This window comes from Micromonospora sp. IBHARD003 (assembly GCF_056106285.1).
The window spans coordinates 4,044,696-4,056,778 of the sequence record NZ_JBWBBX010000001.1; the positions used below are offsets into that span (position 1 = coordinate 4,044,696).

The 12,083-nt window shown below is 70.4% G+C and carries 11 protein-coding genes, 3 tRNA genes and 1 pseudogene; 9 read left to right on the plus strand and 6 right to left on the minus strand.

Annotated elements, in window-relative coordinates; translation table 11 throughout:
• Positions 1–125: 125 nt before the first annotated feature.
• Together ACTWOL_RS17960 and ACTWOL_RS17965 are read right to left on the minus strand one after the other, a co-directional pair.
• Positions 126–932, minus strand: a complete 807-nt coding sequence (locus tag ACTWOL_RS17960; protein WP_474297745.1) for an META domain-containing protein — start codon at positions 930–932, stop codon at positions 126–128.
• A 35-nt stretch (positions 933–967) separates the two neighbouring features.
• The gene (locus ACTWOL_RS17965) at positions 968–1,801 is read right to left on the minus strand and encodes a maleylpyruvate isomerase family mycothiol-dependent enzyme (protein WP_474297746.1); all 834 of its coding nucleotides are present in this window, start codon (positions 1,799–1,801) and stop codon (positions 968–970) included.
• A gap of 140 nt (positions 1,802–1,941) precedes the next feature.
• On the opposite strand from ACTWOL_RS17965, the gene ACTWOL_RS17970 reads away from it, so the two are divergent.
• The gene (locus ACTWOL_RS17970) at positions 1,942–2,346 is read left to right on the plus strand and encodes a nuclear transport factor 2 family protein (RefSeq protein ID WP_474297747.1); all 405 of its coding nucleotides are present in this window, start codon (positions 1,942–1,944) and stop codon (positions 2,344–2,346) included.
• A 151-nt stretch (positions 2,347–2,497) separates the two neighbouring features.
• Here ACTWOL_RS17970 and purL read toward each other — a convergent pair.
• From purL to purS, 3 genes and pseudogenes are all read right to left on the minus strand, one after another.
• A pseudogene (gene purL, locus ACTWOL_RS17975) lies at positions 2,498–4,732 on the minus strand (phosphoribosylformylglycinamidine synthase subunit PurL); the annotation flags it as partial.
• A 2-nt stretch (positions 4,733–4,734) separates the two neighbouring features.
• Positions 4,735–5,415, minus strand: coding sequence for a phosphoribosylformylglycinamidine synthase subunit PurQ (purQ, locus tag ACTWOL_RS17980; RefSeq protein ID WP_474297748.1), 681 nt, complete (start codon positions 5,413–5,415; stop codon positions 4,735–4,737).
• Positions 5,412–5,657 carry a phosphoribosylformylglycinamidine synthase subunit PurS gene (purS, locus tag ACTWOL_RS17985; protein WP_266379892.1) on the minus strand — a complete coding sequence of 82 codons (246 nt, stop codon included), beginning with the start codon at positions 5,655–5,657 and terminating at the stop codon, positions 5,412–5,414. The genes purQ and purS overlap by 4 nt, the downstream gene beginning before the upstream one ends.
• 300 nt (positions 5,658–5,957) lie before the next feature.
• On the opposite strand from purS, the gene ACTWOL_RS17990 reads away from it, so the two are divergent.
• The 8 genes from ACTWOL_RS17990 (at position 5,958) to ACTWOL_RS18025 (ending at position 10,799) form a co-directional block, all read left to right on the plus strand.
• The gene (locus ACTWOL_RS17990; RefSeq protein WP_474297749.1) at positions 5,958–6,287 is read left to right on the plus strand and encodes a histone-like nucleoid-structuring protein Lsr2; all 330 of its coding nucleotides are present in this window, start codon (positions 5,958–5,960) and stop codon (positions 6,285–6,287) included.
• A 158-nt stretch (positions 6,288–6,445) separates the two neighbouring features.
• Positions 6,446–6,517: transfer RNA gene (locus tag ACTWOL_RS17995), tRNA-Gly, on the plus strand.
• Between the two features lie 80 nt (positions 6,518–6,597).
• Positions 6,598–6,670 (plus strand) — tRNA-Gly (locus tag ACTWOL_RS18000).
• Between the two features lie 207 nt (positions 6,671–6,877).
• Positions 6,878–7,810: an ABC transporter ATP-binding protein gene (locus tag ACTWOL_RS18005; protein WP_474297750.1), complete on the plus strand. Its 933-nt coding sequence runs from the start codon at positions 6,878–6,880 to the stop codon at positions 7,808–7,810.
• The gene (locus ACTWOL_RS18010) at positions 7,807–8,577 is read left to right on the plus strand and encodes an ABC transporter permease (RefSeq protein ID WP_474297751.1); all 771 of its coding nucleotides are present in this window, start codon (positions 7,807–7,809) and stop codon (positions 8,575–8,577) included. The genes ACTWOL_RS18005 and ACTWOL_RS18010 overlap by 4 nt, the downstream gene beginning before the upstream one ends.
• Before the next feature lie 19 nt (positions 8,578–8,596).
• Positions 8,597–10,090: a sensor histidine kinase gene (locus tag ACTWOL_RS18015; RefSeq protein WP_474297752.1), complete on the plus strand. Its 1,494-nt coding sequence runs from the start codon at positions 8,597–8,599 to the stop codon at positions 10,088–10,090.
• Positions 10,087–10,704 carry a response regulator gene (locus tag ACTWOL_RS18020; protein WP_474297753.1) on the plus strand — a complete coding sequence of 206 codons (618 nt, stop codon included), beginning with the start codon at positions 10,087–10,089 and terminating at the stop codon, positions 10,702–10,704. The genes ACTWOL_RS18015 and ACTWOL_RS18020 overlap by 4 nt, the downstream gene beginning before the upstream one ends.
• A 22-nt stretch (positions 10,705–10,726) precedes the next feature.
• Positions 10,727–10,799: transfer RNA gene (locus ACTWOL_RS18025), tRNA-Gly, on the plus strand.
• Between the two features lie 240 nt (positions 10,800–11,039).
• On the opposite strand, the gene ACTWOL_RS18030 is transcribed toward ACTWOL_RS18025, so the two are convergent.
• Positions 11,040–11,957, minus strand: coding sequence for a phosphoribosylaminoimidazolesuccinocarboxamide synthase (locus ACTWOL_RS18030; RefSeq protein ID WP_474297754.1), 918 nt, complete (start codon positions 11,955–11,957; stop codon positions 11,040–11,042).
• Positions 11,958–12,083 lie beyond the last annotated feature (126 nt).

Consider the following 12,083-nt stretch of genomic DNA (forward strand, 5'->3'; position numbering starts at 1 on the left):
GGCTCGGAGCTTCACACAAAAGCCGCGTAATGAGGCCTTTGGGCGGTCCTACGGGGGCCCCGGCGGGGTGCCGGGGCGTGCCGCATGTCACTCTCCGCACTGTGTTGCCCGGGGGCGCCGCCCGCTCAGGACGCGGTCGCCACGAGTCCCTTGCCGTCGGCCGCCGTGATGCGCAGGCTCCGCTGGTCGAGCACGTACGACACCTTCCCCTGGAGCACCTTGCCCAGCTCCCCCTCCAGCGTCATCTGCGGCGGGGGACACATCCTGCGGGTGGTGGCGAGCCTGCCGAAGGTGATCGTCGACGCGGACTCGGACACCTCGGCCGTGCCGGTGAAGGTGTTGCAGCCGAGACCGCCCCGCGCGGAACCGTCCTTGCCGAGGACGAGATACGCCCGCTTCTCCGTGCCGGCCGGCAGCGAGGCCGCCGTATCGCCCTTGAGCAGCGAGGTGACGGTCCACGTGGTGCCGTACAGCGGGGCGCGCTTCTGCTCGGTCAGGGCGATGGAGTCGCCCTTCGCCGTCGTCAGGGTGAGCACTCCGCCCTTGATGCCGGCCTTGAGCTTCCCCGAGAAGGTCGTGCTCATCGCGCGCTCGAACGCGTCGACGTCCTTGCCGCAGCCCATCTCGGTCCGGCTGGCCCGACCGACGGTGAGCGTGTCACCGTCGACGGTGACGTCCGCGCCGAAGTGGTTGCAGCCGAAGTTGCCCTCGGCGCGGCCCTTGGTGTCGATCCGGACATGGGCGCCTTCGGGGGCGGCCGTCTTCTCCCCGCCTACGGTCACGCTGTCGACGGACCAGTGCACTCCGGTGACGGGGACTTCGGACCGTACGGAGGCGCCCCCGCTGCCCGACCCCTGCTCCGTGCCGCAGGCGGTCAGCGTGAGGACGGCGGTCAGCACAGCCGTACCGGGAACGATCAGCTTGGTTCGCATGTCGGTCTGACGGTACCGCTGTGACTGCGGTTCCCTCAGGCAAGAAGCGGCAGCAGTCCCGAAATGTCGGCGCGTTCACCACTGGCGCTCACCCGGGCGGCGGCGACCGCCTCGTCCCACCCCGTGCGGCCCGTCGCCAGCCGGACCCAGGTGAGCGGGTCGGTCTCGACGACGTTCGGCGGGGTGCCCCGGGTGTGCCGGGGGCCCTCGACACACTGCACCACCGCGTACGGCGGGATCCGCACCTCCACCGATCCGCCCGGCGCCTTCACGGCGAGCGCGTCCGCGAGCAGCCGGACGCAGGCGGCGAGCGCCTGGCGCTCGAAGGGGATGTCGCGTCCGGTGGCGGCGATCAAGTCGTCGGTGTGGACGATCAGTTCGACGGTGCGGGTGACCAGGTGGTCACCGAGCCGCATCGCCCCCCGCCGCGTCGGGACGAGGCGGTCGTCGGCCGTATGCGCCAGGGTGTCGGCGAGATCACGCGCGGTCGTGTCGTACAGCTCGCCCAGGGCGTCCGCGGTGAGGGCGGTCACGGCGGGCTCACGCGCGCTGCTGTCGATCGCCGCGGCCTGTTCGTCCGCGCCGAATGGCCAGTCCAGCAGGGCGACTTCCTGCTTCGGCGGTTCCGGCTGGGAGACGGCGCGCGCAGTGGCGCCCGCACAGAGCGCGATGTGGGCGGCGAGATCGCGGACGCTCCCACCCCCGGAAGGCACCCCCGGCTGAGAGCCGCGCGAGGTCGGGGCCGCCAGTTCCTCGGGGGTCAGCGCCGCCACCGCCTCCCGCATATGACCGAACTGCGCGAGGACCGCGGCGCGGATCTTGACGGAGTCATAGCTGCGTGCGCGGGCGCGCTTCCTGGCCGGTGGCATGGGGTGAGGCTAGCGCTGTGGCCGGTTCCGCCTGGCAGGGGCGGGGGCCCGGGCAGAGGATGAGAAGGAGCAGCGGTGCGGGCCTACGGGCGTATCGCGTTACCGGCTGACGTACGGGCAACGAAGGGCGTGAGACAACCATGGCTGAGCACCCGGACAGCGCTCTCGTACGACGGGGTTACGAGGCGTTCGGCAGAGGCGACCGGGACACCCTCGCCTCCCTCATGACGGCGGACGTCGTCCACCACGTCCCCGGGAACGGTCCGATCTCCGGCCATCACAAGGGACGCGAGGCCGTGCTCGATCTGTACCGAAGAGTCGCCGAGCTGGCCCACGGCACCTATCGGATCGAACCCAGGATGGTGGCCGCGGACGGCCGGGGGCACGTGATCGCCTTCCACCGGGCCTACGCCGAGGGCCCCGACCGCGGGATCGAGATGAGCAACGGGATGTTCTTCACGATCGTCGGCGGGAAGATCTCCGACATCGACGAGTGCATCGAGGACATCGACGAGTCGGACGCCTTCTGGAACACGGTGATCTGAGCGGTCCACGCGGGCACGGGCGCGCTCAGGGCGTCGTCGCCCCGCCCCGTGGTGTGCAGCCAGCCGGCGGCGTCAGGTCCGCACACGACGAAGCCCCCGCCCGGACCGCGTCCGAACGGGGGCTGTCTCCGTCGTTGACCGCTCAGGCGAGCAGCGCCGGAATGGTCTCCTCGTGCGCCGTGCGCAGCTCGCTCAGCGGGATGCCGAACTCGCCCTGCACCTCCACCGCGTCCCCGTCGACGACACCGATCCTCGTCGCCGGCAGACCCCGCGCCCCGCACATGTCCGTGAAGCGGAGCTCCTCGCTGCGCGGCACCGCGACGACCGCGCGGCCCGCGGACTCGCTGAACAGGAAGGTGAACGCGTCAAGGCCGTCCGGCACGACCAGCCGGGCACCCTTGCCGCCGCGCAGGCAGGACTCGGTGACCGCCTGGATCAGACCGCCGTCCGACAGGTCGTGCGCCGCGTCGACCATGCCGTCGCGGGACGCCGAGATCAGGATCTCGGCGAGCAGCCGCTCCCGCTCCAGGTCGACCTTCGGCGGCAGACCGCCGAGGTGGTCGTGGACCACCTGCGACCAGGCCGAGCCGCCGAACTCCTCGCGGGTGTCGCCCAGCAGGTAGAGCAGCTGGCCCTCTTCGGCGAACGCGATCGGCGTACGGCGCGTGACGTCGTCGATCACACCCAGGACCGCCACGACCGGCGTCGGGTGGATCGCCGTCTCGCCCGTCTGGTTGTAGAGCGAGACATTGCCGCCGGTCACCGGGGTGCCGAGGGTCTGGCAGGCGTCCGCGAGACCACGGGTGGCCTCGGCGAACTGCCACATGACGGCCGGGTCCTCGGGCGAGCCGAAGTTCAGGCAGTCGGAGACCGCGAGCGGCTTGGCACCGGACGCGGCCACGTTGCGGTACGCCTCGGCCAGCGCGAGCTGAGCGCCCGTGTACGGGTCGAGCTTGGCGTAGCGGCCGTTGCCGTCCGTCGCGACCGCGACACCGAGGTTGGTGTCCGGGTCGATACGGACCATGCCGGAGTCGTCGGGCTGGGCGAGGACGGTGTTGCCCTGCACGAAGCGGTCGTACTGGTCCGTGATCCAGGACTTCGACGCCTGGTTCGGGGAGGCGACGAGCTTCAGGACCTGCTCGCGCAGCTCCTCGCCGCCGGCCGGACGCACCAGCTTGCCGGCGTCGTCCGCCTGCAGCGCGTCCTGCCAGTCGGGACGGGCGTAAGGCCGCTCGTACACCGGACCCTCGTGGGCGACGGTCCGCGGCGGCACGTCGACGATCTGCTCGCCGTGCCAGAAGATCTCCAGCCGCTCGCCTTCGGTCACCTCACCGATGACGGTGGCGATGACGTCCCACTTCTCGCAGATCTCCATGAAGCGGTCGACGTACCGCGGCTCGACGATCGCGCACATCCGCTCCTGCGACTCGCTCATGAGGATCTCCTCGGGCGAGAGGGTCGCGTCGCGCAGCGGCACGGTGTCGAGCTCGACCCGCATACCGCCGGAGCCGGCGCTCGCCAGCTCGGAGGTGGCGCAGGACAGACCGGCACCGCCGAGGTCCTGGATGCCGGCGACCAGCTTCTCCTGGAAGACCTCCAGGGTGCACTCGATGAGGAGCTTCTCCTGGAAGGGGTCGCCGACCTGGACGGCGGGGCGCTTGGCCGGCTTCGTGTCGTCGAAGGTCTCGGAGGCGAGCACGGACACGCCGCCGATGCCGTCGCCGCCGGTGCGGGCGCCGTACAGGATGACCTTGTTGCCCTCGCCGGACGCCTTCGCGAGGTGGATGTCCTCGTGCTTCATCACACCCACGCACAGGGCGTTGACCAACGGGTTGCCCTGGTAGCAGGAGTCGAAGACGACCTCGCCGCCGATGTTCGGCAGACCCAGGCAGTTGCCGTAGCCGCCGACGCCCGCGACCACGCCCGGCAGGACGCGCTTGGTGTCGGGGTGGTCGGCGGCGCCGAAGCGCAGCGGGTCCATCACGGCGACCGGACGGGCACCCATGGCGAGGATGTCGCGGACGATGCCGCCGACGCCGGTGGCCGCGCCCTGGTAGGGCTCGATGTAGCTGGGGTGGTTGTGCGACTCGACCTTGAAGGTGACCGCGTAACCCTGGCCGACGTCCACGACACCGGCGTTCTCGCCGATGCCGACGAGGAGGGCGTCGTTCTCGGGGGCCTTCTCGCCGAACTGGCGCAGATGGACCTTGCTGCTCTTGTACGAGCAGTGCTCGGACCACATGACGGAGTACATCGCGAGCTCGGCGCCGGTCGGGCGGCGGCCGAGGATCTCGCGGATCCGCGCGTACTCGTCCTCCTTGAGGCCGAGCTCCTTCCAGGGCTGCTCGACCTCGGGCGTCTCAGTGGCGTGCTTGACGGTGTCGAGAGTCATGCGGCGACCAGCCTCTTGATGATCGAGGTGAAGAACCCGAGGCCGTCCGTGCCGCCGGTGCCGATCAGCGGCTCCACGGCGTGCTCGGGGTGCGGCATCAGGCCGACGACGTTGCCCGCGGCGTTGGTGATGCCGGCGATGTCGCGCAGTGAGCCGTTCGGGTTCATGTCGAGGTAGCGGAACGCGACCCGGCCCTCGGCCTCGAGCTCGTCGAGGACGTGCTCGTCGGCGACGTAGCGGCCGTCCATGTTCTTCAGCGGGACGGAGATCTCCTGGCCCTGCTCGTAGTCGGCGGTCCAGGCCGTCCCGGCGTTCTCCACCCGCAGCTTCTGGTCGCGGCAGATGAAGTGCAGATGGTTGTTCCTCAGCATCGCGCCCGGCAGCAGATGGGCCTCGGTGAGGATCTGGAAGCCGTTGCAGATGCCGAGGACCGGCATGCCGGCCTTCGCCTGGTCGATGAGCGTCTCCATCACCGGCGAGAAGCGCGAGATGGCTCCGGCCCGCAGGTAGTCGCCGTAGGAGAAGCCGCCCGCGAGGACGACCGCGTCGACCTGCTTGAGGTCCTTGTCACGGTGCCAGAGCGAAACGGGCTCGGCGCCGGCGAGGCGGACGGCACGCAGTGCGTCCTGGTCGTCGAGCGTTCCAGGAAAGGTGACGACTCCGATACGAGCGGTCACGACTCCACCTTTACGACGAAGTCCTCGATGACGGTGTTCGCGAGGAACGTTTCGGCCATCTCATGGATACGGGCGAGGGCGGCATCGTCGACCGGACCCTCCACCTCGAGTTCGAAGCGCTTTCCCTGACGTACGTCCGCGATCCCCTCGAAGCCCAGGCGGGGCAGTGCGCGCTGCACCGCCTGGCCCTGCGGGTCGAGGATCTCCGGCTTGAGCATGACGTCGACTACGACGCGTGCCACTGGCACTCCCGGTGGTGTGGTGCTGAAGGCGGTTCCCTCAGCGTACCCGTCCGGAAAATCTACGCGCATAGATATACGAAGAAGCCCCGGGGAAAATCCAGAGAAAACCCACTCGGCCCCATTGTCGATGACACGCTGAGGCAATTAGCAGGGCTTCACAATGCGACACCGATCGCTGTACAAAGGAATACAGCGGAAAGCAGCATTGCCCCGCCGTAGCCGGAATTATCGGTATCGCCGCACGTCAGCACCGGCCCATCCGGTCAGGCGCGGCGAAACCGCAGGAAAGGACCTATATCCGTGGCTCAGCGTGTAGTGGTCGCCCTCTTCGACGACATCGACGGCGGAGAAGCAGCGGAAACGGTCAAGTTCGGCCTGGACGGGAAGTCGTACGAGATCGACCTCAATCCCGCCAATGCAAAGAAACTGCGCAAGGTCCTCGCCCCCTACATGGCGGCGGGACGCAAGGCGGCGAAGCACTCGGGCAAGGTGCGCAAGGAGTACCGGCACACCACCCTCGAGCCGGACCCGGCGGCCGTCCGCGCCTGGGCCCAGTCGAACAAGATGGACGTGCCGGCCCGCGGCCGGATCCCCAAGCGGGTCTACGAGGCGTTCCGCCAGGCGGGCTGAACAAGCCGGACCGAACACGAGCACGTCCGCGGGCGGCCCACCTGCGAGGCGGCCGAACGGCACCCCTCGCGAACCGAGTTGCACGGCACCCCCGCAGGTGGGCTAGAGTCTGGACCACGCCGAGGGGCGAGGCCGACAGGCCTAACCTCACGGAGCGTGCGGGTGTAGTTCAGTAGTAGAACAGCCCTCTTCCAGAGGGAAGGCGCAGTGTGCAATTCCTGTCACCCGCTCCGCACCAGGTAAACGACCACCCCGGTGGATCGGGTACAGTGGTGCACGCACCGCCCAGTGAAAGCTGAGCGGCAGCAGTGCGGACGTGGCTCAGTTGGTAGAGCATCACCTTGCCAAGGTGAGGGTCGCGAGTTCGAATCTCGTCGTCCGCTCAGAAGAACGAGGCCCCGGTCATGACGACCGGGGCCTTCGTCGTATGCATATCGCCCGCCGCATATCGCCGCGCTCCGGCCATTCACCGCCGCCGTCATCCGCACCGCCGGCACCGACCGTTCGTCCCGCGCCCCACTGACATTTGTCATGAGCGTCGATGACAGCGTGCACTGCCCGCCACCCTGGATGCGGGGAAGCCTGGAAGCATGGCCAACGAGGGTTTTGTGATCGAGGCCGGTGAGCTGCGCCGCAGCTACGCCGGAGGGTTCGAGGCCGTGAGTGGAATCACGTTCTCCGTGGCACGGGGTGAGCTGTTCGCGCTGCTCGGCACGAACGGGGCGGGCAAGACGTCCACCGTCGAGTTGCTGGAGGGCCTGGCCGCACCCAGCAGCGGCACCGTACGGGTGCTCGGCCACGACCCGTACCGCGAACGCGCCGCCGTGCGCCCCCGGACCGGGGTGATGCTCCAGGAGGGCGGCTTCCCCTCCGATCTGACGGTCGTCGAGACCGTACGGATGTGGGCGGGATGCACCAGCGGCGCCCGCCCGCCGGAGGAGGCCCTCGAACTCGTGGGCCTCGGGCAGCGGTCGGGCGTACGCGTCAAGCAGCTCTCCGGGGGCGAACGACGGCGGCTCGATCTGGCCCTCGCCCTGCTCGGCCGGCCCGAGGTGCTCTTCCTCGACGAACCGACGACGGGGCTCGACGCGGAAGGCCGCCAGGACACCTGGCGGTTGGTACGGGAGCTGCGGGACGCCGGTACGACCGTCCTGCTCACCACGCACTACATGGAAGAGGCGGAAGCGCTCGCCGACCGGCTGGCGATCATGCACCGGGGCCGCATCGTCACCACCGGCACCCCGGCCGAAGTGTCGTCCTCACGCCCGGCCCGCATCCGCTTCCTGCTCCCCGTGGACGTCCCGGCGGCACGGCTGCCGATAGCGCTGCGGGCAGCGGCCGAAGGGCGGCGGATCGGGATCCGGACCCACCGGCTGCAGCGGGACCTCGGTGAACTGCTGCGCTGGGCCGAGGACTCCGGGGTGGAGCTGGAAGGGCTGGACGCCCGCTCGGCCACCCTCGAGGAGGCCTTCCTCGACATCGCGCGGTCGGCCACGGGCGAAGAACTGGCAGGTGCACGGTGAACACGACCACCACGGCAGGACGGCTGGCCGCGCTCGGACGGGCCGAACTGACCCTGCTCGTACGCAACAGGACGGCACTGTTCGTCGCCCTGCTGATGCCCGTGGGCATGGTGGGTGCACTGCGGTCCGCCCTCGAGCCGGAGCACCTCGAAGGCTCCGGGATGCGGCTCGGCGACGCCCTGCTGAGCGGCGGGATCGGCATGGTGCTGATCCTCGTGGTGTACCTCAACCTCACCTCCGCGCTGGTGGCACGGCGCGAGGACCTGGTGCTCAAGCGGCTGCGCACGGGCGAGGTGTCCGATCCGGAGATCTTCGGCGGAACGGCCCTGCCGGCCGCCGTGCTGGCCGTCGCCCAGTGCGCGGTGCTGGTCGTCGCGGGCGCGGCGTTGCTCGGCACGGATCCGCCGCGGCGTCCCGAACTGCTGGTGGCCGGCGTGCTGGTGGGCACCGTGCTGATGACGGCACTGGCCGCCGTCACCTCCTCGGTCACCCGCACCGTGGAGAGCGCACAGCTCACCACGGCGCCGCTGTTCCTGATCTCGGCGTTCGGCTCGGGACTGTTCATCCCCCTCGAAGCGCTCCCCGACCGGCTGGCGTCGGTCTGCGAACTGCTGCCGATGACCGGGGTGATGCGGCTGGTGGAGGCGGGGCTGCTGGGCACTTCCGACACCGCCGGACTGATGCGCGCCGCCCTGAACGTGATGGTCTGGACCGCGCTCTCGGTGTTTGCTGTGCGTCGGTGGTTCCGCTGGGAACCACGGCGGTAGGCGTGGAGCGAGGGGGCCGATGTCCAGACTGACAGGGTGGTGGACCCGCCGGGGGAGCGCGGCGAAGGTCGAGCTGTACACCCGCTGGTCGTTCCACTCGTTCGTCCTGGTCGAGGTGGTCACGATCGGGCTCGCCACCGTGGGGCACCAGGGCCCCTGGCCGCTCAGTCTCCCCGTGACGCTGCTGGTCTGCGTCCACGCCGTGCTCTGCGGAGTGCTCTCGTCCCGGGCCCTGGACTGGAAGCTGGGCCGGCGCCCGCGCCCGGTCCGTACGGCGCTCGCACTGGCGGCACTGACCGCCGCGGGAACACTCGCCGTGCTGCTGCTGGGCGCGACGGGGCCGATCGAGGACTCCGCCGCGGCCACCCTGACCGTGGGCCTCAACGGCTTCGGCTGCGGCACCCTGGTGCTGTGTCTGAGCAGGGCCCGGCACATGGTCCATCTCGTCCTGGCCGCCACGGCCGGTGCGACGGTGGCGGCCCTCGCGCTCGCGATGCCCGCTCCCGAAGCCGTCGGCTTCGGCGTCGGCACCCTCATCGCGAGCTCTCTCATCGCCTTCACCTGCGGATTCTCCGCATGGCTGGTGAACGCCGTATGGGAGCTGGACCGCTCCAAGGAACTCCGGGCCCGGCTGGCCGTCGCCGAGGAACGGCTGCGCTTCGGACGGGATCTGCACGATGTGATGGGCCGCAATCTCGCGGTGATCGCCCTGAAGAGCGAGCTGGCCGTGCAGCTGGCGCACCGCGGCGCGACGGAGCAGGCACGGGCGCAGATGACCGAGGTGCAGCGGATCGCCCGTGAGTCGCAACGGGAGGTACGGGATGTCGTGCGCGGCTATCGCGAGGCGGATCTGCCCACCGAACTGGAGGGGGCACGGGGTGTGTTGACGGCCGCCGGCATCAGCTGCCGGATCTCCTCCCAGGACGCGGACACGCCTGGCGCCGGTCTGCCGCCGGACGTCCAGTCGGCCTTGGCGTGGGTGGTGCGGGAGGCGACGACGAACGTCCTGCGGCACGGTGACGCGGGACGCTGCACGATCCGCCTGGGCGTGACCGACGGCTCCGCGGTACTGACGGTCGAGAACGACGGTGTGGATCGCGGTGTCAGCAGGGCCGTGGACGAGGGCATGGACGCGGGCGTGGAGCAAGCCGTGGACGCGGGCGTGCGCGGGGGTGCGCACACCGATGTGGCCGACGACGCGAGCGGGGGCGCGAACGCCGGTGGCGGGGCCGTACGGGACGCGGCCGGTCCGGGCTCGCGACAGGGCACGGGGCTCGCGGGTCTGCGGGAGCGTCTGGCCGTGCTGGACGGCACGCTGGACGCCGGCCGTGGGGCCGGAGGCCGCTTCCGGCTGACCGCACGGGTGCCGCTGCCGTCGCGGGACACCGAGGTCACGGCCGACCCGCGGGGGGACCGTGCCACCGGTCACGCGACGGTTCCGGCAGGACGCAAACGGAAGCGGTACGACGAGACGGGAGCACCGGGGGCGGCCGGCGCGGGAGGACAGCTGTGAGCCATGACCGAGTGCGGGTGCTGCTCGCCGACGACGAGCATCTGATCCGGGGGGCGCTCGCGGCCCTGCTCGCCCTCGAGGACGACCTGGTCGTCGTCGCCGAGGCCGCCTCCGGCCCCGAGGCCCTCGCCATGGCCCGGGCGCACCGCCCCGACGTCGCGGTGCTGGATCTGCAGATGCCGGGCGCCGACGGAGTGAGGGTGGCCACAACGCTGCGCACCGAGGTGCCGGAGTGCCGGACCATGATCGTCACCAGTCATGGCCGCCCGGGACATCTGAAGCGGGCCCTGGCGGCCGGGGTGCGCGGCTTCGTCCCCAAGACCGTGAGCGCCCGGCGGCTCGCCGAGATCATCCGCACCGTCCATGCGGGAAACCGCTATGTGGATCCGGAGTTGGCCGCCGATGCGATCTCCGCCGGGGACTCGCCGCTGACGGCCCGCGAGGCCGAGGTCCTGGAGCTGGCCGGGGACGGCGCCCCCATCGCGGAGATCGCCGAGCGGGCCGCACTGTCCCAGGGGACCGTCCGTAACTATCTGTCGTCGGCGGCCTCGAAGCTGGGTGCCGAGAACCGGCATGCCGCGGTGCGTCTCGCACGCGAGCGAGGTTGGGTATAGTGGCCTCTGCGCCACGGCGCATGCGGACGTAGCTCAGTTGGTAGAGCGCAACCTTGCCAAGGTTGAGGTCGCGAGTTCGAGCCTCGTCGTCCGCTCGGAAAAGAAGCCCCCGGCCCATCGGCCGGGGGCTTTTTCGTGCCGTCGACCGGGCGGCTTGTGCTGTGGCCGGGGTTTCTGATGGATCTCCGCTTGGGGGAGTGCCGGCCGGAAGCCCTCGTACTGGACGTACTTGGGCTTTCGGCCGGTGCGGCGAGTGGGGGTACCTCCCACGCCCTGAGGCCGTGGGGCGTGCCAGGGCGTCGCGACGCCGCGGAGATCCGTCAGAAGCCCCCTAGCTAGGACCAGCGGATGCCGGTCAGCAGCTCGTACGCCTCCGCGTACTTGGCGCGGGTCGCGTCCACGACGTCCTGCGGCAGCGGGGGCGGTGGCTGCTCGCTCTTGCGGTCCCAGCCGGAGGCACCCGAGGTCAGCCAGTCCCGTACGAACTGCTTGTCGTACGACGGCTGGGCACGGCCGGGCTGCCATGCGTCGGCGGGCCAGAAGCGCGAGGAGTCCGGAGTCAGCACCTCGTCGGCGATGACGAGCTCGCCGTCCCCGCCGTCCCCGGTGCGGGTGAAGCCGAACTCGAACTTGGTGTCCGCGAGGATGATCCCCCGCTCACGGGCGATGTCCCGGGCGCGACCGTAGACCGCGAGGGTCTTCTGGCGCAGCAGGGCGGCGGTCTCCGCACCGATCCGGTGGGCGACCTCCTCGTACGAGACGTTCTCGTCGTGATCGCCGACGGCGGCCTTGGTGGCGGGGGTGAAGATCGGGGCGGGGAGCTCGGAACCGTCCACCAGTCCCTCGGGTAGGGCGAGGCCGCAGACGGTGCGGGAGTCGTTGTACTCGACCAGACCGGAGCCGGTGAGATAGCCCCGGGCCACGCATTCGACCTGCACCATGTCCAGGGCCTTGCAGACGAGCGTGCGCCCCTCCCAGTCGGCGGGCGCCCCGGGCGGAAGATCGGTGGAGAGCACATGGTTGGGGACGAGGTCCTCGAGGCGCTCGAACCACCAGAGGGAGAGCTGGGTGAGGATGCGCCCCTTGTCGGGGATCTCGGTCGGCAGCACCCAGTCGTACGCGGAGATCCGGTCGCTCGCGACCATCACGAGGTCGCCCGCCTCGGTCTCGTAGAGGTCACGCACCTTGCCCGTGTGCAGATGCACCAGACCTGGCACCTGCAGCGGTTCGGGCTTTTCGACGAATCCGGACACGGTTCCTCCCCGTGGTTCTGTCCCAACGGCTCCGATTCTTCCGCATCGGGGGCGCAGTGCCGGGCAGGGGGGCCGTCTCGTGTGGGTCAGAGGTACGGCGCCGCCCCCTGCACGGGCCGCGGGACG